The organism is Bacillus sp. URHA0034 (assembly GCF_056280405.1).
This window is the reverse complement of record NZ_JBWCDK010000002.1, coordinates 3,906,161-3,930,419: the sequence shown is the minus strand read 5'-3', so window position 1 is coordinate 3,930,419 and position 24,259 is coordinate 3,906,161. Positions and strand designations below refer to the sequence as shown.

The window sequence follows — 24,259 nt, the reverse complement described above, 5'->3', positions numbered from 1 at the left end:
AGATTATGAGACTTCCTTCTTTTGACCATAATAGTTAGTACAGAAACGAGGTGCCAGTTATGCCAAACAGAGTATATATAGGCTTTTTACGCTTGCCGCTTCTAGTCCGTATCCTAATGATGGCTTTATTGGTGTTTCTATCATTCGGGATTTCCATACACTTTTTAGAGCCTGACACCTTTCCAACAATCTTTGATGGGATTTGGTGGGCGATTATCACGGCCTCCACTGTTGGATACGGTGATTATGTGCCACATTCATTTTTTGGCAGATTAACTGCCTTACTATTAATCCTATTTGGAGTGGCTTTTGTCTCCTCTTATTTTGGGACACTAGCTGCTGCGGCTGTTACCAAACAAGATGCCCTTTCTGAGGGAAAAATCGCTTTTAAAGGGTCAGGACATATGATTATCATCGGCTGGAATGAGCGGTCAAAAGAACTAATCCATAAGCTTACTAGTGCAAATAAACAGCAAATGATCGTCTTAATTGATGAAACACTCGAAGCAAATCCCGTTAAATCAAGATTTGTCCATTTTATCCAAGGAAAAGGCCATGTGGATGATACGATTGTAAAAAGTGATATTAAAAATGCGGAAAAGGTACTCATTACGGCTGACCGGGGGAACGATGAACTTCAAGCAGATATGAACAGCATCTTAACATTACTGACGATTAAGGGCCTATGCTCCGAAGTAAAATGTATCATAGAAATTTTGACCGCTGAACAAGTAGTGAATGCAAAGCGTGCTGGAGCAGATGAGGTGATCCAGTCTAATAAGTTAACAAGTGTCTTCATGATAAATAGTCTCCATTCAACTGGGGACGGTCTATTATTAAATGTTATTAACCAGCTGCAGGAAAGCAGGCTCTTCACTAATCCTGTCAAAAGAGCCGATATTGGGAGAGGGTTCAGGGAAATAGGTCTTGAACTGATGGAGGATGGCTTGTTATTAATCGGATTAAAAAGGGGGGATGACACAATCCTTAATCCCCCGCACTCTTTTGAAATTGAAGAACACGACCAATTATTGACATTTAAGTAGTTATTCGCTTGATAAGAGGGCATTTTCTAATTCAGCCACTAATCTTTTTCCTCTATCGACATATCGAGTAGGAATATCTGCATCTTTATCAATCGGAGCTTGAAATTGATTTAAGGAAGCTGAAAAATTACCAGTATCACCGTGCTCATCAATTCCATATTCGTATTGATGGGCCAGAAGAAATGGCCGGCCAATCTCGACGGTACAACCTCTTGTATCCAGTTCGCCATCGACAGCCGTAAATGGAACCCTTAGAAACTGATAACCTTCTTCGTCATTTAGTTTATAGTCGAATGCTCCATGGTCATAATCCCAATTACCGCCAATTGTATAGCCGATTGGTTTTAATTTTTGCTCGAGCTTATAGAGGTCAAATTGTTTTCCTTCTACTTTGGATTGGATTTCTAGCATAAAAACTTCCCCCCTTTTGAATAGGGTTAGTTTCCCCAAATAAAAGAGCGCTGATGCAAAATGGCATCAGCACTCTTGGAAAAATTATTTACAGGCGTTTCTCAAGTTCTGCTTTCTTTTCTTCAAAGCCTGGCTTGCCTAATAGGGCAAACATATTGACTTTGTAAGCCTCTACTCCCGGTTGATCAAATGGATTCACACCAAGGAGGTAGCCGCTCATCGCGCAAGCTTTTTCAAAGAAGTAAACAAGGTAACCAAATGTATACTCATTCATTTCAGGGATGGAAACGATTAAGTTCGGCACACCGCCATCTGTATGGGCAAGCATTGTTCCTTCAAAAGCTTTGTTATTCACAAAGTCAATGCTTTTTCCTTCTAGATAGTTAAGACCATCTAAGTCATTTTCAAAGGCTTCAATGGTTAGCTCATGGCGAGGCTTGTCTACTTTCACAACGGTTTCAAATAGATCACGTCGTCCTTCTTGAACATATTGTCCTAATGAGTGAAGGTCAGTTGAGTAGTTTGCTGAAGATGGGTAAATACCTTTTTGGTCTTTCCCTTCACTTTCACCAAACAATTGCTTCCACCATTCATTAAAATACTGTAAGCCTGGTTCATAGTTAATGAGCATTTCAATCGTTTTTCCTTTATTGTAAAGGACATTTCTCACAGCTGCATATTGGTAGGCTGGATTCTCTTCGATTTCAGACTGGCCAAAATCATTTTGTGCTTGACGTGCACCTTCCATCATCTTGTCAATATCTGCACCAGATACAGCAATTGGTAAAAGACCTACAGCTGTTAATACAGAATAGCGTCCGCCAACATCATCCGGAATCACAAAGGACTCGTAGCCTTCTTCTGTTGCTAAAGTTTTAAGTGCTCCTCTTGCTTTGTCAGTAGTCGCGTAAATGCGTTTACGAGCTTCCTCGACACCGTATTTCTCTTCAAGAAGCTTACGGAAAATACGGAAAGCGATTGCTGGTTCTGTAGTCGTTCCTGATTTTGAGATGACGTTAATTGAAAAGTCTTTCCCATCAAGCAGGTCGATCACATCGTGCATGTAAGTTGAGCTAATGCTGTTTCCGACAAAAATGATTTGTGGATTGCTGCGTTTTTCTTTTGGAAGTGCGTTGTAAAAGCTGTGCGAAAGCATGTCAATCGCAGCCCGTGCACCAAGATACGATCCACCGATACCAATTACAAGCAGAACGTCTGAATCAGATTTAATCTTCTCAGCTGATTTCTGAATTCGTGCGAATTCTTCCTTGTCATAGTTAGTAGGCAATTCAATCCAGCCTAAAAAGTCATTTCCTGCTCCAGTACCCTCGTGAAGAGAATGATGGGCCACTTTTACCGCATCGCGTAAATATGTAAGTTCATGTTCTCCAAAAAAGGAGAGGGCCTTCGAGTAATCAAAACGAACGTGTGTCATGTAGTGATCCTCCATTATTTTATTTTCAGTTATCACTTTACCTAAGCTTGAGGAAATTATCAAGAAACCTCAGCTCGTGAAAGCGCACCCATTTTCGACAATTTACTACTTTTATAAAGATGCCCGGTAAATGGCTAGTACGTCGTCACGGTTTAACTTTTTAAAGTTACCAAATTCGCCATTCACCATCGCACGATCAGCCATAAGCTCAAGCTTGCTATCATCAATATCATAATCCGCTAGGCGGGCAGGAGCTTCAATACTGTTCCAAAATTCACGAAGCTTCCGAATACCTTCCAGACCTGCTTCCTCGGCAGTCTTGCCTTCTGGATTTACGCCAAACACTCGAACCGCCAGCTGTTTAAAACGCTCTGGTTTTACACTTAAATTATGCTCCATCCAGTGTGGGAAAAGAATTGCTAATCCGCCGCCATGAGGAATATCATAAACCGCCGATACTGCGTGTTCTAGATTGTGGGTTGCCCAATCACCATGATAGCCCATGTTTACCATGCCGTTCAAAGCCATGGTGCCGGCATACAGAATCGTTGCACGATGTTCATAGTTTTCAAGGTCTGCCAGTAGCTTTGGAGCTGTTTCCATTACGGTAATGAGCAATGATTCACACATGCGGTCCTGAAACTGTGTATTTTCTTCAAGATGGAAGTAATGTTCAAACACATGTGACATCATATCGACCATGCCATAAATGGTTTGGTTTCTAGGAACGGTAAAGGTATTAACTGGATCAAGGATTGAAAATTTCGGGAATGTGACAGCACTTCCCCAGCCGTATTTCTCATTGGTTTCCCAATTGGTAATAACGGAGCCGGAATTCATCTCGGAACCTGTCGCTGCAAGTGTTAAAACAGTTCCAAATGGCAGAGCTTCACGTGCAGTAGCCTTTCTAACGACGATGTCCCACGGATCTCCATCGTATTTAGCACCAGCAGCAATTAACTTTGTGCAGTCAATGACACTGCCGCCACCTACTGCTAATAGAAACTCAATCCCTTCTTGTTTACAGATTTCAACACCTTTTCTAGCGGTTGAAATGCGCGGATTCGGTTCCACACCTGATAGTTCAAAAACTTGAGCTCCGATTTCGTCTAAAATGGCGGTAACTTGATTATAGAGTCCGCTTTTCTTAATACTGCCCCCACCATAAACAAGTAACACTTTATTGCCATATTGAGGGATTTCTGTTTTTAATTGATCAAGCTGGCCTTTTCCAAAAATTAATTTTGTTGGATTTAAAAATGTAAAGTTCTCCACAGATAAACACCTTCCTTTTCATTTACTATTATTAGTTATTATGATTGATTTTGCAAAAAAACTGGTTTGCGGCCTTCCGGGAGCTTAAAGTATTTCTTATCTGTGTAGCTCTCGATCAACTTGGCCTTTCGGGGTTATGACTCGGTCTTATCTGTCGTAGCAGCCGATTCCTTTTCCCTTCGAAGGTTATGACTCGGTCTTATCTGTCGTAGCGCCCGATTCCTTTTCCCTTCGAAGGTTATGACTCCGTCTTATCTGTCGTACTCTCGAATTCTTAAAAAACACACTAAAACGGTGACATTTGACCATTACAAAATTATATTTTTTCCTCGCTTACAAAAAAAATTCCCTGTATCGATGGACGATACAAGGAATATTTAGACCCAGCCTCTAAAAAGGGACGCTTCTGCGTGTTTTTTTATTCCCACCATATACGCAGCAAGGCGCATATTTATATGGTGGCTTTCTGCAAGTTCATAAATTCGATCGAAGGCTTGGATGATTTTTTCACGCAATTTCTCTTCTATTTCTTCCTCATCCCAATACAGTCCTTGATTGTTTTGTACCCATTCGATATAGGAGACAGTAACACTTCCGGCTCCTGCTAAGACATCAGGAATAAGCAAAATACCCCGCTCTCGAAGAATAGCTGTCGCCTCCAGCGTGGTTGGTCCGCTTGCTGCCTCTACCACTATTTTCGCTTTAATATTATAGGCATTTTCAGCCGTTATTTGATTAGAAATGGCGGCCGGCACTAAAATATCACAATCCTTTAAAAGGAGCTCTTCGTTTGGCATCACACGATCAAAGAGCGTGGTTATGGTTCCAAAGCTATCGCGGCGATCGAGGAGATAATTGATATCTAAACCATCTGGGTCATAAATTGCACCATAAACATCGGATATACCGATTATGATTGCACCTGCGTCATGTAAGAACTGGGAGACATACCCACCAGCATTACCAAAGCCCTGAACAATAACCCGCGCTCCTTTGAGCGGGATTCCACGCCGCTTGGCTGCTTCCTCAATACAAATGGTTATCCCTTTTGCTCCAGCTTTTTCCGAGCCCCTAGACCCGCCGAGCACCAAAGGTTTTCCTGTGATAAAGCCAGGGGAGTCGTTTTGCCGAAGACGGCTGTATTCATCAAACATCCAAGCAATAATTTGCGAATTCGTATAGAGTTCGGGGGAAGGAATATCCTTAGTTGGTCCGACCATTTGGCTGATGGACCGGACATACCCGCGGCTTAACCGCTCCAACTCTCCAAAAGACATGGTCCGTGGATTACAAATGATCCCGCCCTTGCCGCCGCCAAATGGCAGGTCACATATTCCGCATTTTATGCTCATCCACATCGATAAGGCCTTTACTTCATCCTCTGTTACTTTTGGATGGAAGCGGATTCCTCCCATCGTTGGTCCGACCGCATCACTATGCTGGGCCCGGAAGCCTTTAAAGACCTTCGTGGAACCGTCATCCATTCGGACGGGAATTCGGACGGTGACTGATTTCAATGGTTCCTCTAAAAGATGAAACATATCCTCTTGATATCCGAGCTTTTTTAAGGCATCATGTATTACTATTTTTGTTGATGTAAGAAGATTTAAATGATCTGCAGCCACTGTATCCTCATCAATCGTCACCATGTTGGCACCCCTAGTTATTTTCGTGATTATCCCAGTACTTTGTTAATCCGTTCAATAGCCCAGTCTAATTCTTCTTTTGTGATGACCAGCGGCGGCGCAAAACGAATGACTGTTTCATGGGTTTCTTTGCATAATAAACCAAATTCTTTTAGTTGTTCACAATACTTCCGGGCTGATTCTGTCAATTCAACCCCAATAAATAAACCTCGGCCGCGCACTTCCTTTATCTTTGGATTGTGGATGGCTTTCAATTTATTGATAAAGTACTCGCCAAGCTCCAATGATTTTTCGGCAAGCTTTTCATCTACAAGAACATCAAGTGCCGCTATCGAAACAGCGCAGGCCATTGGATTTCCCCCAAAGGTCGATCCGTGTGAGCCCGGATTGAATACCCCTAAGATTTCTTTATCGGCAACCACACAAGAGATCGGAAAAACGCCTCCGCCCAGGGCTTTACCGAGGATATACATATCCGGTTCAATCCCCTCCCACTCACAGGCAAACATTTTACCAGTGCGTGCTAAGCCGGCTTGGATTTCATCCGCAATGAAAAGGACATTGTTTTCTTTACAAACATCAAATGCCGCCTTCATAAAGCCTTCAGGCGGAATGATGATTCCAGCCTCCCCCTGGATTGGCTCAATTAAAAAAGCGGCCGTATTGGGAGTAATGGCTGCTTTGAGCGCCTCTAAATCTCCATATGGGATTAACTTGATACCAGGCAGTATGGGGCCAAAACCGCGCTTATATTCAGCATCAGACGATAGGGAGACCGCCGTCATCGTTCTTCCATGAAAGTTCCCAACGCAAGCAATGATTTCAGCTTGGTCTTCGGCTAATCCTTTGACATCATAACTCCAGCGTCTTGCTGCCTTAACAGCCGTTTCAACCGCCTCTGCACCAGTATTCATCGGCAGTACCATGTCTTTGTTCGTCAATTGGCATACTTTTTCATACCATGGACCCAGCTGGTCGTTATGAAAGGCACGAGAAGTTAAGGTAACCTTATCTGCTTGGTCTTTTAACGCTTGGATAATCTTAGGGTGGCGGTGGCCCTGATTAAGGGCAGAGTAGGCACTTAGCATATCCATGTATTTGCCGCCCTCAGGGTCTTCCACCCAAACCCCTTCAGCGTGGGAAATCACAATTGGCAGTGGATGATAATTATGGGCACCATACTTCTCTGTTTGCTCGATCAATTCACTTGAGCTGTTTTTAGTATCCATGTTATTTCCTCCATTTGATTTTTGACTTTTATGTATAGATACTTCTATTGTAGCCGAGGTTTTATCAAGAATGAACATTTTTTAAAAGTTATTTTTTTAATGTGGCCGGCGTCCATTCCTATATTTCCCTAAAAAACAAGCCTGGTACAAACTAAAGAAATTAGTTTTGAACCAGGCTTATGTTTTACTTACTTTTTAATTAGATCTTCACGGGAAGATTGGTCAATCCACTCTTGAAGCTTATCTTTTAAGGTATTAAAACCTTGTTGTCCTTCAGCTTCAGGAATAATCGCTGCCGCAGTACGTTTACGCGGTTTCTTCGGCTTAGCAGCCTGTTGCACAGGTGCTTCTTCAGTAGCACGGATTGAAAGACCGATTTTTCCTGCTGCTTCATCTATTGATAAGACTTTAACCTTAATTTCATCTCCAACTTTTAGATGCTCATTGATATCCTTTACATAACCGTGTGTGATTTCAGAAATATGAACAAGACCTTGTGTATTTTCATCTAATGCAACAAACGCTCCGTATGGTTGAATTCCGGTTACCTTACCTGTTAAAATACTTCCAACTTCAATTCTTTCTGTCATGAAAACACTCCTAAATAAATAATTTATTTTTCCACTATATACGCATTAAAATATTATACCATAAACAATGACTTTAATCAAAAAACCTTTTCAAATTAGCCAGAATCCAGCGCTGCTATTTTAACAACTTAACATAAAATTCATGAATGTATAAGGAGTGGGGAGGATTACCATGATATAATAATAGGGAGAAAATATCTTTTTAAGATGAGGTGAACGGTATGAATTCAATTGGGCAAACGATTAAAATGGGCCGTCAAATGCTTAATATGACTCAAGAGGAACTCGCTCAAAAGATAAGAGTGGGAACGCAGACAATTGCAAAATATGAATCTGGGGAACAAATTCCAAGTAATCAGACAATCTTAAAATTATCCACTGTTCTGGATATACCTGCATCAGAACTATTACAGCAAAGCACCTCTGTGAACCCTTAATGGTATAAAATATTTAAAAAGGTATATTTTTGCGGTTTTTTTATTTTGATTCATTTTTACTGTATAAAAATGGGGTAACTGGAAAAACTTTAATTATAAGCTTTCTAGTATTCCCCCCTTTTTGAGAGGACAATCCATCAGGTTGTCCTCTTTTTTTATCCTCTATTCAGGCTCCGTCCTTCAAGAAGTGTCTTACAAGGAGCAAGATTGATTTGCTTTAATCACTAATAAATCTGTAGCGATTCGACGACATTCATCTATCGAGATTATTTTTTCAAATGAAAACTCATAAATAGCTTGGATTCGCTTTGCTAACTTCAACGGGTCATCCAGTTCATGAACAGCTTGGATGGTATCAGCAATTTCCGGATCATAATCGCCATTTTTTATGTGAAAAGGATCCCATTGATTCAAGACGTCTACATATTGCAGGTTGATCTTTACCTCTTCGCGCATATTTCTCCTCCATCCTGTTATACAAACGATTCTACCAAAATAATTCGGGATTAGTTCACCAAGGTCACTAGCTTATCTAGGATTTGCTCGCCAGGCAGGGCAGCCTCTCCGCCACCTTGGGCAAAGGAATCATTCCCGCCGCCTTTACCATCTATCACCGGTAAAATCTCACCGATCAGTTTTTTCATATTTTCGGTTCTCGCTTTCCCTTTTGCACAAACCACTTGCAACCGAGTCCCATTCGTTGCAACAAAAAACACCAGACTGTTTTCATGATCTGATACAATTAAACGGGCGAGTTTCTGTAGCTCTTGAACCGTCCTGTTCTCAAAAACCTTAGTAATCACTGTCTGACCCTTTCCTGCCAATTCCTTTGCTTCATATTGAAGTAAGGATTCTTTTGCCTGTTCAAGTGCTTGGGTCAGCTGTTTCTGATTTTCTAACAAACGAATGACTGCCTGCTCCAGGTCTTTTTCTGGCGCATTCAAGTGATTGGTTAATTGCAGTAACACGTTTTGTTTATCCCCAAGCTTTCGGATCACACGCAAACCGCAGGAAAATTGAATCCGGGTATTTTTTCGTTGTTTTTCCCAATCTAAAATCTTAACGGCACTTACCTCACCGGTAGATTTTGGGTGTGTTCCGCCGCAGCCATTATAGTCAAAGTCCGGGATAATCACAAGCCGTATATCTTCTTTTACCTTTGTTTCTTTCCTTAAATCATACTGGGACAACTCTTCCTCTGTTACCCATTTTATTTCAATGGGCCGATTCTCTAAGATTATTTGGTTGGCAAGCTCTTCCGCTTTTCTTGCTTCCTCCTTTGTCAATACTTCCGTTTCTAAGTCTATGGTTAGGTTTTCAGGTCCCATATGAAAGCCTACCGTTTTATAGCCAAATAAATGGTCAAAAGCCGCCGACAAGATATGTTGTCCTGCATGCTGCTGCATATGATCGAATCTTCTTTCCCAATCAATGGTACAGCTCACATCAGATTCTGATAGCTGTATTGGCGCCTTAAGATAGTGCCGAATTTCACCGTTCACTTCTTCAACATTATCAACGGGACTGTCTGCGATTAGACCGACATCATGTGGCTGCCCGCCTCCGGTTGGATAAAAGGCCGTCTGGTTGAGGACTGCATAATGTTTGCCCGTTTCATCGATATCCTGCTTGAGAATACGTGCGGAAAAGGTTTGTATGTACGCGTCTTGATAATATAGTTTAGCTTGCATTAGAAAAACACCCCGTAACGATTTTAAATGATGTATTCATTGTCTATAAATACTTAAATGAAAGCAAGCAAAAAAGAAGAGCCGTCCCTTATCTCTAAAGAACAGGATCTTCTTTCGCTATTTGTTAATGTTTATTTATTCTTTTTCCGCTGGCCGAAAGAAGTTGATGTGTGCCCCTGCATAGATCCGCCCATTCCTTGAGGAAAGCCCATTTGCTGTTGACCGCCCATCATTTGCGGGTGCCCACCCATTTGCGAGTGTCCACCCATTTGCGAATGACCACCCATTTGCGAGTGTCCACCCATTTGCGAATGGCCCCCCATTTGCGAATGGCCCCCCATTTGCGAATGGCCTCCCATTTGCGGATAGCCTCCCATTTGCGAATGACCTCCCATTTGCGGATAGCCCCCCATCTGCGGATAGCCTCCCATCTGCGGATAGCCTCCCATTTGCGAATGACCTCCCATTTGCGGATAGCCTCCCATCTGCGGATAGCCTCCCATTTGCGAATGACCTCCCATTTGCGGATAGCCTCCCATCTGCGGATAGCCTCCCATTTGCGAATGACCTCCCATTTGCGGATAGCCTCCCATCTGCGGATAGCCTCCCATTTGCGAATGACCTCCCATTTGCGGATAGCCTCCCATCTGCGGATAGCCTCCCATCTGCGGGTAGCCTCCCATCTGCGGATAGCCCATTTGTCCTGAAAATCCGCCAAATTGTCTTTTTTCCATAAGATCGCCTCCTTGCATTCTCCCTACTAGTGTATGTACCACTTTTTGGATAAGCTTAGATAGATACCTATGAGAATATAAAAAAATAACTTCTTGCTCGGGATAGCTTGTAGCCTATTTCTTTTCGTCCTGTGCCTTTTTTTGTCCTGTCTGTTTATCTTTAGAAATTTCACCGCAGGCAATTCTGTTCCCCGAATCTCCTGCTGGCTGGGTCATCCCATCATCTTTTCCTTCATGAACCACAATGGAAGTACCTTCTTTAGTAAAAAGTGATTTATTTCCATTTTCCAAGGTAACATTAGGCGCCATTAAATCAGCTTTGACAGACCCGTCATCCTCGACAATTAAATTTGGCAGGTCCCCTGCATGAGCCCCTTTTGGATGTAGAAGACCGTGCTCTTTATTTTCAGGATTGAAATGGTTACCCGCCGATTTGAAATCAGGGGCTTCACACTTTCCGGTTTCGTGTATATGTATGGCATGTTCTCCTGTGGGAAGTCCTGTTAGATCAACAGTCATTTTCACACCGCTGGACTGCTCTGCAAGTGTGATCGTTCCTAGTGAATCTCCTGATGGATTATACATTTTTACATCTAACTGCTTAACTTCCTTTTCCATACAGCCTGAAAGCAGGAGAAGCGGGATAAATATCCAGCTTTTCTTCATATGTTCCTCCCCAGTTTGGACATTTTGGGATTAGTATTGGCATTCGTTCCTTAAGTTATGCTAGAAGCGTGAAAGATAAAAGCTTAAAAAAAAGAAACAGTACGATTAACTGTTCCTTTGTGTCGTTTGATTCTTGTTTATTTGTTCTTCTAAATCTTTTGTTTTTAGCGCTTCCCGGTTGGAAATTTTGATAATGATACGCATGGTTATTAATGCACCAATTAAAAAAATAACACACGTGATCGCAGCAGGAATGTATTCTCTTTTGTCTTCAGGAAAATACAAAAATAATCCTAATACAGATGGCAGAAACATTTATCTTCTCCCTTTCTTTTAAGGCCGCTAAGCAAGTTCACTTTATTATAGCAACAAAAAAGAATCTGTACCAATATTGAACCTGTCTTCATTTATTTGGTTATTTTAATACCTTAATTTCTTTGATCACGACATCTTGTTCTGGTTTATCCTTTGCATCTACTTTTGTATCTGCAATTTTATCAACAATGTCCATTCCCTCAATTACTTGGCCAAAAACGGTATGACGGTGATCTAACCATGGTGTACCGCCATTTTTATCATAGGCATCGATAATTTCCTTGGGATAGCCAGCCTTATCCATTTCCCCTTTCATAGAAGGGTCCAATGATGTTTTTTGAACAATAAAAAACTGACTCCCATTCGTATTGGCTCCGGCATTTGCCATCGATAAGGCACCGCGAAGATTGAAAAGATTATTAGAGAATTCGTCCTCAAACGGATTGCCCCAAATACTTTCACCACCGGTTCCGTTCCCCTCTGGGTCGCCGCCTTGGATCATAAAGTCCTTAATTACCCGGTGAAAAATCAATCCATCATAGTACCCCTCCTGACTGTGCTTAACAAAGTTTTCGACAGCCTTTGGTGCATACTTTGGAAATAGTTTAATTTTAATCGTACCCATTGACGTTTCCATTTCAACTAGTTTTTCATTTTCAGCTACCTCTGTTGAAAGCTGCGGAAAAATTGTATCTGTCACTTGTTTTGCTCCTTCCTTTTGTTCTGTTTTTGGCGATGCAGTCTTTTTGATTGTCGTAGCTTCATCCTCTTTCTTCTGGCTTGTCCCACATGCAGCCAACATAAGAACAATCGTTATAAAAATCAATATAAATGGCCATTTCTTGCTCATTTTTATCATCCCTCCATTTTGTCACTTTAAACTTTTTGCACTATGTTTTTAATTTAGTCATAATGAAGTAGTGGAATCAAGAAATTTTTATACATAAGGGGTGGTTAATGTGACAGAATTACAAGTTGGCAATGTAGTTACAGGGATTTATAAAACGGGGAAGTATATCGGCGAAATCACAGAAATACGCCCACAGCATTACTTAGTCCGGGTGTTGGCAGTGGTGAAACATCCAATGCAAGGTGACCTCCACCATCCAAAGGATGCGGACGTCCACATGTTTCATGAGCGAAAAGCTCTTAGCTACAGGGAGCAGACGAATATTCCTAAACAAATGGTGAAACTGTTTGAGGGCGAGATTCCTGATTACCAAGTGTCTTTAAAAGAAGCTATAGAAAAGATGAGAAATGAATTGGCAGAAGCCCATTCAGAATGGGCGGACATGAGTCTTCGTGCCTTAGAATCATTACAAAAGGATTATAAGTTGTAAGAAAGGCGCAAGCGCTCTGGTCACGCAAATAATAAAGGCCAAATCAGTTTGAATGATTTGGCCTTTTATGCGAATTCATTTAATAGCTTTGAAAAATCAATTCTGTCACCAATGGTGGTTGGTTTTGGTTTTTCCAAATAGCGTTTATCCTTTTCGACTAGTTTGAATATGTTATAGGTAGTCAAGGCATCATCTAATGCCCGGTGATGTTTGCCTGTCCCTTCTTTCCCATATTCCTGAACAGCTTTCCAAAGACCTGTTTGGTTTTGGTCGCCAAAGAAGCGTTTATATTCCATTGATAAATCTAATTCCGCTCCATTAAACGGGAAAGCAACTCCCGCCATCAAGCAATTTTGCCGCAGTACCTTCATATCCATGTTTCCCCAGGTAACGATGGTTGTGTCAACATTATCCTTATTGAATTCCGCCAATTTCTTAATCAGCTCGTAAATGGTTAATCCCCTATCAACCTGTTGCTGCGTAATATGTAAGAATGATTTGCAGCGTTCGGATAATCTCGGAAATTTTAACGGAGTTACATAGGAAGAAAATTGTTCGGTAACTTGGTCATCTGTCACGGCAACAATTCCAACTTCAATAATTTCCGCGAAAAAATCCCTCATACGAACATTTCTCTCTGGCATTGTAAACTCAAAATCAATAAATAAATATTGTTTCTTGGTTCTCAATTCATTCACCACCTTTTGCTATTTCCATCTTACTACCATTATATAAAGATACCTGTACAAAAAATTGTGCTTTTTTTCTATTTTTTTATATTTTTCATTATAACATGAATCACATCAGAGTTTTTTAAATTTTTGTACAAATCAATACAAAAAAGAATGGAAAAACCATTCTCTGGAAAGACAAATTATTTTCTAAGTTTAATAACGGCCATCGTACATCTAGATACACAGATGAGACGGTCTTGTTCATCTGTGATTTTAATATCCCAGACCATGGTTGTTTTCCCCTGATGCAAGATGGTGCCCACTGCCGTAACAATTCCGTCTGTTTTCGGGCGGACATGATTAGCATTGATCTCCAATCCGGCAACTGCTTCTGTTTCTTTATCAACCAGTTCATAGGCTCCAAGGCTTGCAACTGTCTCTGCTAAGGCCACGGATGCTCCTCCATGAAGCAATCCAAATGGCTGTTTTGTACGGTGATCAACTGGCATGACTGCTACAACTTTCCCTGGTTCAATTTGCGTAATTTCAATCCCGAGCGCTTCAATTAGTGTATCCTTAATCATCTTACCCCTCCGGTCCATATTCTGATTACATATTAACCTATTCTTCACTTTTGTTCATATTCCTTTAACTTTTGAAATGAAGAAAAGAAAAAAACAGCTGCAAGAGCTGTTTTTAATGTGAGTTTAATAAAAACCAGGGTATCCGAATCCAGGACCCCCAAATCCTGGACCACCAAATCCTGGACCACCAAATCCAGGGTATCCGCCGAATCCAGGGTATCCGCCAAATCCATAACCACCATAGAATGGCCGAGCCCCAAAAGATGCTCCTAATCCTCCACCAAGTAAGCCTCCTAAAAAGCTAAGTCCACCGATCGCTAATGGCCAGCCAAGACCGATAAATCGTTGATCCTGTACTGGGTACGGGCTTTGATATGGGTACATATCTTATTACCTCCTTTTTCTATACTTGCCTACACTATTTCATATGCGAAAACACTGGGTTTGGAGTGGGCAATTAGAAAAGCGGAAGCGCCCGTTTAGCGGCGTATGGCCTGGAGCGCTTTGACTGAGATAAAGGAAATCCGGAAAGCGGAGGCGCCTTGACCAGGGGCGACAGGCATAAGACAAGCCGGCGAGAAGGCTGCACTTTAGCCTTCTTGACGGATTGGCTTATGACCCCGAGCCCCTAGGCGCCGGAGCTAGACAACACGAAGAGCGTTAGCGATTCGATGTTGACTTATCGTAGGGAAAAGAGCGAAGGACACTAGCCGCTGTGCGCTGGAGCTAGACAATTCTCAAAGAAAAGCGGAAGCGCCCGTTTAGCGGCGTATGGCCTGGAGCGCTTTGACTGAGATAAAGGAAAACCGAAAGCGGAGGCGCCTTGGCCAGGGGCATAAAGCTACAGACGGGCCGGCGAGAAGGCTGCACTTTAGCCTTCATCTTAATGAGGTAACTCTTTGGGAACCTCTTCGTTTTGTTCCGTGGCACACTTATGCGGGCAGATTCATTCGTTCTTATCCTAATTCCTTTTTATTTTGACCGGTTCGGCTTCTTTTTTACCTTGGCGGGTACAATTCCTTTTTATTTTGACCGGCTCGGCTTCCTTTTTACCATTGCGGGTACAATTCCTTTTTATTTTGACCGGTTCGGCTTTCTTTTTACGCAGAGTGGGTACAATTCCTTTTTATTTTGACCGGCTCGGCTTCCTTTTTTACCATTGCGGGTACAATTCCTTTTTATTTTGACCGGTTCGGCTTTCCTTTTACGCATAGTGGGTACAATTCTTTTTATTTTAACCGGCTCGGCTTCCTTTTTACCATAGCGGGCACAATTCCTTTTTATTTTGACCGGCTCGATTTCCTTTTTACCATAGCGAGCACAATTCCTTTTTATTTTGACCGGTTCGGTATCCTTTTTACCATGGCGGGGAAATTCCTATCCTCATAAGTTTCTTTCCACACTATAAAAGCTGCCGGATCTTCCTCGGCAGCTTCACCTTCTATTTTTCAATTGGCTCAAAGCGTTCCACAAACAATGCAAGGGTACGAGCCATGACACCGGTTGCCCCGGCTGGACCAAGGTCATAATCCTTAGATGAAGTGGCTGTTCCGGCAATATCTAAATGGACCCATGGCGTACCTTCCGTAAATTCACCAATAAACGCACCCGCTACAAGGGCGTGTCCCTCACTACCAGGAGAATTATTTAAATCGGCAACTTTACTATTGCGCACACGTTCTTTTTCCGTCTCAAACAACGGCAAGAGCCACATTTGCTCTCCTGCCTCAACAGAAGCCTCTAACACTTGTTCATACAAACCATCATGATTGGTCATTGCTCCGGTAGTATGCAAACCAAGTGCAGTAATGACCCCGCCTGTTAAGGTAGCCACATCGACTAAATAATTAGCCCCATGGTGTTTAGCATATGTAACCGCATCGGCTAAAACAAGACGCCCTTCTGCATCTGTGTTTAAGACCTCGATTGTTTTACCATTCATAGAGGTAATAACATCATCTGGTTTAAAGGCTCCACCCGAGATCATATTATCGGTGGAAGGAATAACCGCGACAACGTTTTGCTCTGGTCTAATTTCACCGATAATTTCCATGGCACCAAGAACTGCAGCAGCTCCTCCCATATCGGTTTTCATCCCAACAATTCCAGCCTTCGTTTTAATCGAATAACCGCCTGTATCGAAGGTAATCCCTTTTCCAACCAGACCAATAACATCGGTCCAATCCTCTTTTCCTTGATATTTTAAGACAATCATTTTAGGAGGCTCTACAGACCCTTTATTAACGGCAAGGAACGCCCCCATTCCTAACTTCTCAATCTCTGCTTTTTCGAGAATTTCGACTTCAAAGTCGTATTTAGCTGCCAGTTCTGCAGCATAATTGGCCAAATCAGTAGCCGTAAGTAAATTACCTGGAGTATTAACAAGCGTGCGGGCGGAGTTGGTTCCCTTTCCAAACGCATAACCAACCGTTAAAGATGCTTGTACATCCTCTTCCTCAGCGCCAGCTCCATACACGGTAACATTCTCAAGTCTTTTCTCCGGCTCATTGGATTTTTGTTTATACCCATCAAATTGATACGTCGCAAGCGCCACCGCTTCACCCAACGCATGAGCTGCATCCAAACTATCCAGTTCTTCTGTCACAAACGTATCTAAATAAACAGCTGTTTCCTCCTGCTTATTTAGCTTTAACTGCTTAAACAGCCTTCCAAAAGCTTCTCGAAGCTTATCAAAGGATAAATCCTTTTCTTTCCCTAGACCCACAAAATAGATTCGTTTTGCAGCAATTTTCCCAAAACTATGTACTTTAGTTATGTTTTTTAGCTTAGCAGAAAGATCCCCCGCCTTTACTAGTTCTGTTAGCTGCCCATCAAACTTTTCATCTAAACCAGCTAATACCCCAGTAAATTTTTCAGGTTTTTCAAATAAACCGACAACTAAGCCCTCGTTGATCTCGGATAAATCTAACTCTTTTTTTACATGAAACATGTTTTTCACCTCCGTAATATACTACTACATTATATCGAAAAAAATCATTTACTTCGATAATCTAAACATTTTTTCAAACATAAAAAGCAGGCACATGGCCTGCCTTTTCATATTAGAGTTATCTTTTTTCAGAGCTTGTATACTGCTGGCGGAATACCTGGAGTGTTTTATCATTATTTAATGTTTGCAATTCCTCTTCCGTTAGATGGCCATTTCCTTTTTGAACGACATAGACCTCCACCTGCTTTTTACCCCATTGCTTATAGACATCCTCCACCGTTTTATAATAAAGGTCTAACTCATTTCCCTTTATCGCGCCTCCCTTATCGGCCACAACTCCATATCCATAGCCAGGGATAAATAGAATGGTTCCGATTGGAAAAACGTTTAAATCAGCGGCAACGGTTGAAAATAAGTCACGTTTCACTTTTACACCTGAGTAGGTAATTCCATATTCAGGATGACCCTGGCTTTTCCCAGTAGATTCATATCCTGCTGTATATCCAGTAGCTGTCACTGCAAATTTTGGGTATTTGGACCAATCAAAAGCGTCTTCAAGCAACGGAGTTGATGCTCCAGAAACTGGTTTAGTAAACGAAAGCGCCGACGCAAAGGGCTTGATGAACGATTTTGCACTTACGCCAGTAATGGACTGAAAGGTTGCAGCTAATGCCATTATAAATAGGCAAATCATCGCAAATCGTTTCGTCCAATTTTTCAGTTTATCCATTGAATTTTTCACTCCTCCAAAAATATTCATTCCCAATGCACAGGGAAATATACAAATAGAGGCTGAAAAATAGTAACAAAAAAGTAAAAAAGACCTTTACGCAATCGTAAAAGTCTTAAAACATTTGATATCCATTTTTCCGTAATAGCTTTATCGTAAAACCAGCGGCAATCGCGCCTGCTAGACCGCTAATTAAAATGAGAATATCTGCGGTTGCTAACGTGCTTATTCTTGACCAAAGATCTTGAAAGGCGTATTTACTATTTGTAAAATACTCCGAAAATCCCACCTTATCTACAATAAAAATGGCTACAATCGGGTAAACTATTGCCATTACCCATGACATTCTTAGGAGCATATTCAGAATAAAACCGATTCCAAAAAATAATACAAAAAATAGCACGATAGAAATGATTAGGACTACAATGCTCATCTGCACCCGACATTCCCCCCTTTATTCATCAACCATAAGTGTACTTAATGTCAAAAGGGGAGTCAAGAATAAACGTACAAGTTCCAAAGGGCGAAATTTTACTTTGTTAATTTCACTTTTCCCGATTACGCAAAATCAAAGTTTAATTTTTTATATTCTAATAAAAAAATAGCCTCTTACAATAAAGAAGCTACCTCTTTTATTTATCAGCAATCTCTTTTTTCCCAGTCCCCTCACAGTTAGGGCATGTTTCCGAACCGCCTAGAACTAATTGAAAATACCCGTTACCATCACAAAAATCACAAGTTTTTGTGGAATCAATCGTCTTTACTGTCATTTCTTTCTGCCTCCTTAATATTAACTTAATTTTCTGATAATATATCAAGGATTCAAGAAAAAGAAAAGTGCTAAATTCACGCAAAATCGCATATGAAAACGGATACATGTCAGATTATCTTCCATTTCCGTAAGGTTGCTTAAATTATCTAAAAATTAAAAAAATAATTTATAGGCCGTGTAACCAAATTGATCACCAGGGTTAATCCCATTCGTCTCCGGTTTGATTACTGTTAGGCTTTCCTTGATTAGATAGCGTAACAGAATGGACGTATTCTTTTTGGATAGCAATTCCTGTGGAGCAATAAATCTGGCCTCATACAGCTCATTGTCTTGATGTGTAATGGTTAACTCCCCAATTGGCTCAAGTAAAAACACAATCAAATTATCGCTGATTTCCCCTTTTATAACACCTGTTCTTAACCCCATCAGCCCCAAAACAGCACAATCAATACCTGTTTCTTCCTTCACTTCTCTAACAACAGCCTCATCAGCTGTTTCCCCTTCGTTTACAAAGCCGGCAGGCAATGACCATTGGCCTTTTAAGCCGCCATATCTTTTTTTCACAACTAGCCAGTTTCCATCACTCGATTTAACCAGTCCGGAAACAGCCAGCCATACCTTGCCGCGTTTCTCACGAGTATTCACGTAACCCCTCCATTCTCAACCCTTTCTTATTATCATAGCAAAAAAGGACAGATGATCTCTGTCCTTTTTTGTAAAAAATACTCTAGCAATGTACTTATACTTTTCAACTTTAAAATAGATTGAATTTTCCTTTTTTCAGAACCATACCTGCTCCGCCGATCATATACAGGGCACGGTTATCGACCACTTTCTTCATAAAAGAAGCCTTTCCGCCGGTAAGTTTTTTGCCAAAAACTACACCAATTGCATCATCTTCACCAAGAGAGCAAACAGTACCTTTATTATCAAACGTAAAGTTTTCTAATTCTGACTTATTACGAATTAAAGCAGCAATATTTTTAGCTGTTAATTCTGCTTGCTGCATCGCAATTTGTGCTGTTGGCGGATATGGACGATTGATTTCTTCATTGATAACTAGAGAGCTGTCACCAATGATGAAGACATGATCAAAACCAGGAACACGTAAATCTGGTTGAACCTTAACACGGCCTCTCATTGCTTCAAATCCTGATTTTTCGATGACAGAGTTACCACGGACCCCGGCAGCCCATACGACCGTTTCAGCCTTAATTTCATATGGCTCAGCATCGCCTTTTGCGACAAGAATACCGCCAGGAACGGCTTCCTTAATAGCCGTACCAATTAAAAACTCTACACCTTTACGCTCTAACGTAGAAACGGCGTAATTTACTAGCTCAGGATCGAAACCAGGCAATACAGTAGGCGCTGCTTCCACACAGTAAATTTTCACCTTATGGAAGTCTACATCATATTCATGACACAATTCTGGAATTCGATTTGTTAGCTCGCCAAGGAATTCAATACCAGTAAAACCAGCACCACCTACAACGATGGAAAGACGATTATCATTCTTTTCCTCTTCCATATTGTACGTTGCAAATTGATATTCAATATGCTCACGTAGTTGGCGGGCAGAATTGACATTGGTAATTCCAAATGCATATTCTTTTAAGCCTTTGATACCGAATGTTTCCGGTTCACCGCCAAGGGCAATTACTAGATAGTCATAATCGACTTCGCCTTTTTCAAGGACAACTTTCTTTTCGTCTTTTTTAATCTCAACGACAGTATCTTGTACAAAATCAACCTTACTGCGGTCGATAACATCACGAATATCATAGCGGACTTTATCATGATGAAGCGTACCAGCAGATGCCTCATGCAACCATGTCGTTTCATAATGGTAGTCATTTTTATTTACTAACACAATATCTGCTTCATTAACGCCGATTAACTTCTGTAAACGAACGGCTGTAAGAAGTCCGCCGTAACCTGCACCGAGAATAACAACTTTAGGCTTTCTCAAAGTGATCACTTCCACCTTTATCTTAATTTTTGTATAAATGCTCTTTTTCTTATCTTCCACTGCTATGACCAATTTTATTTTACTTAGATGAAATTTGCTGTATGTGAGATATTTCACGATACATAGCGAAAAAAATTATGTGATGTAATTCACGAATAGGAATAAAGAAAAAGATATGACCATAAGTACATAGAAAGCGAGTGAGGAATTTTAAAGAAAAAAATGAATAGTATGAATAGAGACTCATTCACATAACTGTACTTATTCTGTCACAATTTCTTAACAATATATTCACAATACATCTTATGCTACTTTCACTCTATTTTCAAGCATTTATAAAAATATTTCCGCTAAATTATTCAGTCCAAAAATTCCTCCTGTTTGAATACTCTAAATGCGATATAGGGTTAAGCGTTATTTGTGATAGGATAAGAAGTTTGTTACTACTCGTTGGGGGGATCCTAAGTGCAAAAAGATCAAAAAGTATTTGATATTACGATTATCGGCGGTGGTCCTACCGGTCTTTTTACGGCCTTTTATGGCGGTATGAGAAAAGCGTCAGTAAAGATCATTGAGAGCTTGCCACAGCTCGGCGGTCAGTTATCGGCCCTATATCCGGAAAAATATATTTATGATGTGGCTGGTTTTCCAAAAATTCGCGCACAGGAATTAATAAATAATTTGAAAGAACAGATGGCCACATTCGAACCAACCGTAGTCCTAGAGCAGTCGGTTGAGAAGCTAGAAAAACAAGCAGACAGCATTTTTAAATTAACTACTAATAAAGAAGTTCACTATAGCAAATCAATCATCATTACAGCTGGAAACGGGGCATTCCAGCCGCGTCGTTTGGAGCTGAAAAGCGCAGGGCAGTATGAAAAGAAAAACCTCTATTACTTTATTGAGGACTTACATCTGTTCGCAGGACAAAACGTCGTTGTCTTTGGCGGCGGGGATTCTGCTGTCGACTGGGCGTTAATGCTTGAGCCTATTGCTAAACAAGTAACCATTGTTCACCGTCGTGATAAATTCCGTGCTCATGAACACAGTGTGGAGAATCTTTTACGCTCGAAGGTTGATGTAAAAACTCCCTATGTACCAGCAGAGTTGATTGGTGACGAAAACGGAATAAAACAAGTTGTCCTTAAGACAGTAAGCGGTCCAGAAACCGAAACCATTGATGTTGATGCGGTTATTTGTAATTATGGGTTTGTTTCTTCACTTGGACCCATTAAAGAATGGGGACTTGAAATTGAAAAGAACTCCGTTGTTGTGAATTCAAAAATGGAAACCAATATACCTGGCATTTACGCAGCGGGTGATATTTGTACGTATCCTGGAAAAGCGAAACTAATTGCCTGTGGGTTTGGTGAAGCACCAACAGCCATCAACAATGCAAAATCCTACATTGATCCAAAATCAAAAATTCAGCCGATCCATAGTTCCTCGATGTTTAATCAATAAAAAGAAGGTGTCCCAAAAGTAGGGGCACCTTCCTTTTTATACATAAACTAGTCTGTTGATTTCCGCTCCGGGCACAAGCGGTTCGCGGGCGGTACGGGGAGGTCGCTTCGCTCCTGCGGGTCTCCCCTGCCCCGTACTCCCGCAGGAGTCTTTGTGCCTTCCGCTCCAATCAACAGAGTGTGCAAAAATTATTCATCAAAAACCTAGCCTCTTCTGTTTATTAACATTCTTCCGGTGTTCCTGCTGCTGTTGAAGTACGGAACGATGAACCGCAGCCGCATGAAGCGATGGCGTTTGGATTATCAATGGTGAAGCCTCCGCCCATCATCGATTCTTTATAATCAATTTTTGTTCCTTGTAATATAAGTGCACTTTCTTTATCGACTAGAACTTGAATATCATACTGGTCAAACTGAAGATCATCCTCGTGTTACTTCATGGTCAAAGCCCATACCATAAGATAGGCCGCTGCAGCCACCGCCTTTTACACTTACACGTAAAAAGGCACCTTCCTCTTCATTATGCTTCATCATCTCTTTAATGTGTAATGATGCCGCTTCAGTCAGGATCACAACTTCTTTACTCATCATAACTCCTCCTTCTCCTACGGCTTTTAATTTAGTATATACACTTATGAATGAAGTCTCAACCGAATAAAAGCACAAATTTAGTAGAACTTCGCATTATATAAAAAGGAGCACAACAGCTCCTTCATCTAAAACATTGGATTTTCCTCTAAGTATTGATAAATATTATCAACCAGATCCTCAGGAGTATCTCCGGTCACAACATCTCCGTTTACTAGAGCATATAGTGAGAGGGCACATTTCCCACAGTATCCCAGACATCCATATTCAATAATATCCAGGTTCGGATCTCTTTGTAGTTTTTCAAGTGCCTTTTGAGCACCATTCGCCAGATTGCTTATGCAAAATTCAATGATCGGCTTAATCAACATTTTCACCTCTCCACACCTACTTATCCTACTCCATTTAAACAAAACCGTCAATTACCACGTTCCCACCATCTTGTCAAGAATTGAATGAAAATGTTGTTATTTCGACACAAATTAGATATACTCGAATGTGGTTAAGTAGATAATATTATTCTACTATTATTTATTCATCCTGACTAATTGATAAGATCATAATGCCTGATAAACAAAGGGGTAATAATCGATGAAAAACCTTGTGATTCTCGGTGGCGGCTATGGTGGTATGAAAATTTTGAGCGAACTTCTGCCAAACCATTTGCCCTCAGACGTTTCAATTACACTTATAGACCGTGTTCCATATCATTGTTTAAAAACCGAATACTATGCATTAGCCGCAGGAACAATTTCTGATAAAGAAGTGCGGGTTGCTTTTCCTGAACACCCACGATTGCAGATTAAATATGGAGAAGTAGCGAGTATCGACTCCAAGAATAATCAAGTTATCATGAAGAATGCCGAACCGATTGTCTATGATGATTTAGTCATCGGCCTGGGCTGTGAAGATAAATACCACGATGTCCCAGGAGCTGAAGAATTTACCTATAGTATCCAATCGATTGCAAAGGCCCGGCTCACCTACTCCGTCTTAAACAACCTTGGTCCTGGGTCCGTAGTTGGGATTGTCGGAGCTGGTTTAAGCGGCGTCGAGTTAGCAAGTGAGTTAAGTGAAAGCCGTGAAGATCTTCAGATAAAATTGTTTGATAGAGGTAAACATATTTTATCTTCCTTTCCCGAGAGATTGAGTAAATATGTAGAAAACTGGTTTGTCCGGAATAATGTCGAAATCATTAACCAATCCAATATTACAAAAGTCGAAGAAGGACGTCTATATAACCACGGTGAACCGATTGAGTGTGATGTGATTGTTTGGACGGCTGGTATTCAAGCGAATAGGATCGTCCGTGAAATGGACGGGGAAAAAGACCGCTTAGGCCGATTAATCGTGACACCTCACCATCACCTGCCAAACGATGAACATGTGTTTATTGTCGGTGACTGTGCCAGTGCACCCCACGCCCCTAGTGCACAACTAGCGGAAGGACAGGCGGAACAGATTGTGGAAGTATTAAGAAAACGCTGGAATGGTGAACCACTGCCAGCAGCATTTCCGACTATTAAATTAAAAGGTGTCCTTGGCTCGCTTGGAAAAAAACAAGGCTTTGGAGTCATGGCCGACAGGCCCATTACTGGCCGTGTCGCCCGTATCTTAAAGTCAGGAATTTTATGGATGTATAAATTCCATAATGGCTGATAAAGAGATTAGCAACTGCACGAGTCGCTGGTTGGTTGCTGAGCAGGACGTA

The 24,259-nt window shown here is 41.2% G+C and carries 27 protein-coding genes and 1 pseudogene; 5 read left to right on the top strand and 23 right to left on the bottom strand.

Annotated features, from left to right (window positions below; translation table 11 throughout):
- Positions 1-59: 59 nt before the first annotated feature.
- Positions 60-1,046: a potassium channel family protein gene (locus tag ACZ9EE_RS20920; protein ID WP_476030175.1), complete on the top strand. Its 987-nt coding sequence runs from the start codon at positions 60-62 to the stop codon at positions 1,044-1,046.
- Here ACZ9EE_RS20920 and ACZ9EE_RS20915 read toward each other — a convergent pair whose 3' ends face one another.
- From ACZ9EE_RS20915 to yugI, 6 genes are all read right to left on the bottom strand, one after another.
- Positions 1,047-1,457, bottom strand: a complete 411-nt coding sequence (locus ACZ9EE_RS20915) for a YugN-like family protein (RefSeq protein WP_476030172.1) — start codon at positions 1,455-1,457, stop codon at positions 1,047-1,049. It abuts the gene before it with no gap.
- Between the two features lie 88 nt (positions 1,458-1,545).
- Positions 1,546-2,892 (bottom strand): glucose-6-phosphate isomerase, encoded by a 1,347-nt coding sequence (locus tag ACZ9EE_RS20910; protein ID WP_476030170.1) that lies wholly within the window; start codon positions 2,890-2,892, stop codon positions 1,546-1,548.
- A 111-nt stretch (positions 2,893-3,003) separates the two neighbouring features.
- Positions 3,004-4,167: an iron-containing alcohol dehydrogenase gene (locus ACZ9EE_RS20905; RefSeq protein WP_476030168.1), complete on the bottom strand. Its 1,164-nt coding sequence runs from the start codon at positions 4,165-4,167 to the stop codon at positions 3,004-3,006.
- Between the two features lie 377 nt (positions 4,168-4,544).
- Positions 4,545-5,816, bottom strand: a complete 1,272-nt coding sequence (locus tag ACZ9EE_RS20900; RefSeq protein WP_476030166.1) for a Glu/Leu/Phe/Val family dehydrogenase — start codon at positions 5,814-5,816, stop codon at positions 4,545-4,547.
- 26 nt (positions 5,817-5,842) lie between these two features.
- On the bottom strand, positions 5,843-7,042 hold the full coding sequence (locus ACZ9EE_RS20895; RefSeq protein ID WP_476030164.1) for an ornithine--oxo-acid transaminase: 1,200 nt from the start codon (positions 7,040-7,042) through the stop codon (positions 5,843-5,845).
- Positions 7,043-7,230: 188 nt separating this feature from the next.
- A complete protein-coding gene (yugI, locus tag ACZ9EE_RS20890) occupies positions 7,231-7,632 on the bottom strand; it encodes a S1 domain-containing post-transcriptional regulator GSP13 (protein ID WP_476030162.1) in 402 nt (133 codons plus the stop codon).
- Positions 7,633-7,853: 221 nt separating this feature from the next.
- On the opposite strand from yugI, the gene ACZ9EE_RS20885 reads away from it, so the two are divergent.
- On the top strand, positions 7,854-8,069 hold the full coding sequence (locus tag ACZ9EE_RS20885) for a helix-turn-helix domain-containing protein (protein ID WP_476030160.1): 216 nt from the start codon (positions 7,854-7,856) through the stop codon (positions 8,067-8,069).
- A gap of 192 nt (positions 8,070-8,261) precedes the next feature.
- Here the strand turns inward: ACZ9EE_RS20885 and ACZ9EE_RS20880 are convergent, their stop codons facing one another.
- From ACZ9EE_RS20880 to ACZ9EE_RS20855, 6 genes are all read right to left on the bottom strand, one after another.
- Complete coding sequence (locus ACZ9EE_RS20880; RefSeq protein WP_476030158.1) at positions 8,262-8,525, bottom strand: DUF1871 family protein; 264 nt, start codon at positions 8,523-8,525, stop codon at positions 8,262-8,264.
- Between the two features lie 50 nt (positions 8,526-8,575).
- Positions 8,576-9,760: an alanyl-tRNA editing protein gene (locus ACZ9EE_RS20875; protein WP_476030157.1), complete on the bottom strand. Its 1,185-nt coding sequence runs from the start codon at positions 9,758-9,760 to the stop codon at positions 8,576-8,578.
- Positions 9,761-9,891: 131 nt separating this feature from the next.
- Positions 9,892-10,494 (bottom strand): hypothetical protein, encoded by a 603-nt coding sequence (locus tag ACZ9EE_RS20870; protein WP_476030155.1) that lies wholly within the window; start codon positions 10,492-10,494, stop codon positions 9,892-9,894.
- A gap of 114 nt (positions 10,495-10,608) precedes the next feature.
- Positions 10,609-11,160, bottom strand: coding sequence for a superoxide dismutase family protein (locus ACZ9EE_RS20865; RefSeq protein ID WP_476030153.1), 552 nt, complete (start codon positions 11,158-11,160; stop codon positions 10,609-10,611).
- Positions 11,161-11,265: 105 nt separating this feature from the next.
- The gene (locus ACZ9EE_RS20860; protein ID WP_476030151.1) at positions 11,266-11,475 is read right to left on the bottom strand and encodes a hypothetical protein; all 210 of its coding nucleotides are present in this window, start codon (positions 11,473-11,475) and stop codon (positions 11,266-11,268) included.
- Positions 11,476-11,575: 100 nt separating this feature from the next.
- Positions 11,576-12,325 (bottom strand): peptidylprolyl isomerase, encoded by a 750-nt coding sequence (locus ACZ9EE_RS20855; protein ID WP_476030149.1) that lies wholly within the window; start codon positions 12,323-12,325, stop codon positions 11,576-11,578.
- A 109-nt stretch (positions 12,326-12,434) separates the two neighbouring features.
- On the opposite strand from ACZ9EE_RS20855, the gene kapB reads away from it, so the two are divergent.
- A complete protein-coding gene (gene kapB, locus ACZ9EE_RS20850) occupies positions 12,435-12,815 on the top strand; it encodes a kinase-associated lipoprotein KapB (protein ID WP_476030147.1) in 381 nt (126 codons plus the stop codon).
- Positions 12,816-12,880: 65 nt separating this feature from the next.
- Here the strand turns inward: kapB and kapD are convergent, their stop codons facing one another.
- From kapD to ACZ9EE_RS20805, 9 genes are all read right to left on the bottom strand, one after another.
- Positions 12,881-13,504 (bottom strand): 3'-5' exonuclease KapD, encoded by a 624-nt coding sequence (gene kapD / locus ACZ9EE_RS20845; protein ID WP_476030145.1) that lies wholly within the window; start codon positions 13,502-13,504, stop codon positions 12,881-12,883.
- A gap of 185 nt (positions 13,505-13,689) precedes the next feature.
- Entirely contained in the window at positions 13,690-14,073 is a 384-nt protein-coding gene (locus ACZ9EE_RS20840; RefSeq protein WP_476030143.1) for a hotdog fold thioesterase, read from the bottom strand.
- A gap of 123 nt (positions 14,074-14,196) precedes the next feature.
- Complete coding sequence (locus ACZ9EE_RS20835; protein WP_476030142.1) at positions 14,197-14,457, bottom strand: hypothetical protein; 261 nt, start codon at positions 14,455-14,457, stop codon at positions 14,197-14,199.
- 1,057 nt (positions 14,458-15,514) lie between these two features.
- A complete protein-coding gene (locus ACZ9EE_RS20830) occupies positions 15,515-17,023 on the bottom strand; it encodes a leucyl aminopeptidase (RefSeq protein ID WP_476030140.1) in 1,509 nt (502 codons plus the stop codon).
- A gap of 118 nt (positions 17,024-17,141) precedes the next feature.
- On the bottom strand, positions 17,142-17,753 hold the full coding sequence (locus ACZ9EE_RS20825; RefSeq protein ID WP_476030138.1) for a 3D domain-containing protein: 612 nt from the start codon (positions 17,751-17,753) through the stop codon (positions 17,142-17,144).
- A gap of 115 nt (positions 17,754-17,868) precedes the next feature.
- Entirely contained in the window at positions 17,869-18,192 is a 324-nt protein-coding gene (locus tag ACZ9EE_RS20820; protein WP_476030136.1) for a YuiB family protein, read from the bottom strand.
- Positions 18,193-18,385: 193 nt separating this feature from the next.
- A complete protein-coding gene (locus ACZ9EE_RS20815) occupies positions 18,386-18,523 on the bottom strand; it encodes a YuiA family protein (RefSeq protein ID WP_476030134.1) in 138 nt (45 codons plus the stop codon).
- 155 nt (positions 18,524-18,678) lie between these two features.
- Positions 18,679-19,170, bottom strand: a complete 492-nt coding sequence (locus tag ACZ9EE_RS20810) for an NUDIX domain-containing protein (RefSeq protein WP_476030132.1) — start codon at positions 19,168-19,170, stop codon at positions 18,679-18,681.
- A 109-nt stretch (positions 19,171-19,279) separates the two neighbouring features.
- Positions 19,280-20,497, bottom strand: coding sequence for an NAD(P)/FAD-dependent oxidoreductase (locus tag ACZ9EE_RS20805; protein WP_476030131.1), 1,218 nt, complete (start codon positions 20,495-20,497; stop codon positions 19,280-19,282).
- Between the two features lie 465 nt (positions 20,498-20,962).
- On the opposite strand from ACZ9EE_RS20805, the gene ACZ9EE_RS20800 reads away from it, so the two are divergent.
- The gene (locus tag ACZ9EE_RS20800) at positions 20,963-21,961 is read left to right on the top strand and encodes an NAD(P)/FAD-dependent oxidoreductase (RefSeq protein WP_476030129.1); all 999 of its coding nucleotides are present in this window, start codon (positions 20,963-20,965) and stop codon (positions 21,959-21,961) included.
- A 220-nt stretch (positions 21,962-22,181) separates the two neighbouring features.
- Here ACZ9EE_RS20800 and ACZ9EE_RS20795 read toward each other — a convergent pair.
- A pseudogene (locus ACZ9EE_RS20795) lies at positions 22,182-22,548 on the bottom strand (HesB/IscA family protein).
- Positions 22,549-22,676: 128 nt separating this feature from the next.
- Positions 22,677-22,916, bottom strand: a complete 240-nt coding sequence (locus ACZ9EE_RS20790; protein ID WP_476033033.1) for a YuzB family protein — start codon at positions 22,914-22,916, stop codon at positions 22,677-22,679.
- 223 nt (positions 22,917-23,139) lie between these two features.
- Between ACZ9EE_RS20790 and ACZ9EE_RS20785 the strand changes: the two genes are divergently transcribed.
- The gene (locus ACZ9EE_RS20785) at positions 23,140-24,207 is read left to right on the top strand and encodes an NAD(P)/FAD-dependent oxidoreductase (protein ID WP_476030127.1); all 1,068 of its coding nucleotides are present in this window, start codon (positions 23,140-23,142) and stop codon (positions 24,205-24,207) included.
- Positions 24,208-24,259: the final 52 nt, after the last annotated feature.

Coding starts and splice junctions, on each gene's coding strand:
- ACZ9EE_RS20830 (WP_476030140.1), bottom strand. CDS start 17,023: ATGTTTCATGTAAAAAAAGAGTTAGATTTATCCGAGATCAACGAGGGC.
- ACZ9EE_RS20920 (WP_476030175.1), top strand. CDS start 60: ATGCCAAACAGAGTATATATAGGCTTTTTACGCTTGCCGCTTCTAGTC.
- ACZ9EE_RS20815 (WP_476030134.1), bottom strand. CDS start 18,523: ATGACAGTAAAGACGATTGATTCCACAAAAACTTGTGATTTTTGTGAT.
- ACZ9EE_RS20880 (WP_476030158.1), bottom strand. CDS start 8,525: ATGCGCGAAGAGGTAAAGATCAACCTGCAATATGTAGACGTCTTGAAT.
- yugI (WP_476030162.1), bottom strand. CDS start 7,632: ATGACAGAAAGAATTGAAGTTGGAAGTATTTTAACAGGTAAGGTAACC.
- ACZ9EE_RS20910 (WP_476030170.1), bottom strand. CDS start 2,892: ATGACACACGTTCGTTTTGATTACTCGAAGGCCCTCTCCTTTTTTGGA.
- ACZ9EE_RS20825 (WP_476030138.1), bottom strand. CDS start 17,753: ATGGATAAACTGAAAAATTGGACGAAACGATTTGCGATGATTTGCCTA.
- ACZ9EE_RS20840 (WP_476030143.1), bottom strand. CDS start 14,073: ATGATTAAGGATACACTAATTGAAGCGCTCGGGATTGAAATTACGCAA.
- ACZ9EE_RS20785 (WP_476030127.1), top strand. CDS start 23,140: ATGAAAAACCTTGTGATTCTCGGTGGCGGCTATGGTGGTATGAAAATT.
- ACZ9EE_RS20835 (WP_476030142.1), bottom strand. CDS start 14,457: ATGTACCCATATCAAAGCCCGTACCCAGTACAGGATCAACGATTTATC.
- ACZ9EE_RS20855 (WP_476030149.1), bottom strand. CDS start 12,325: ATGAGCAAGAAATGGCCATTTATATTGATTTTTATAACGATTGTTCTT.
- ACZ9EE_RS20875 (WP_476030157.1), bottom strand. CDS start 9,760: ATGCAAGCTAAACTATATTATCAAGACGCGTACATACAAACCTTTTCC.
- ACZ9EE_RS20860 (WP_476030151.1), bottom strand. CDS start 11,475: ATGTTTCTGCCATCTGTATTAGGATTATTTTTGTATTTTCCTGAAGAC.
- ACZ9EE_RS20885 (WP_476030160.1), top strand. CDS start 7,854: ATGAATTCAATTGGGCAAACGATTAAAATGGGCCGTCAAATGCTTAAT.
- ACZ9EE_RS20870 (WP_476030155.1), bottom strand. CDS start 10,494: ATGGAAAAAAGACAATTTGGCGGATTTTCAGGACAAATGGGCTATCCG.
- ACZ9EE_RS20895 (WP_476030164.1), bottom strand. CDS start 7,042: ATGGATACTAAAAACAGCTCAAGTGAATTGATCGAGCAAACAGAGAAG.
- ACZ9EE_RS20915 (WP_476030172.1), bottom strand. CDS start 1,457: ATGCTAGAAATCCAATCCAAAGTAGAAGGAAAACAATTTGACCTCTAT.
- ACZ9EE_RS20865 (WP_476030153.1), bottom strand. CDS start 11,160: ATGAAGAAAAGCTGGATATTTATCCCGCTTCTCCTGCTTTCAGGCTGT.
- ACZ9EE_RS20900 (WP_476030166.1), bottom strand. CDS start 5,816: ATGGTGACGATTGATGAGGATACAGTGGCTGCAGATCATTTAAATCTT.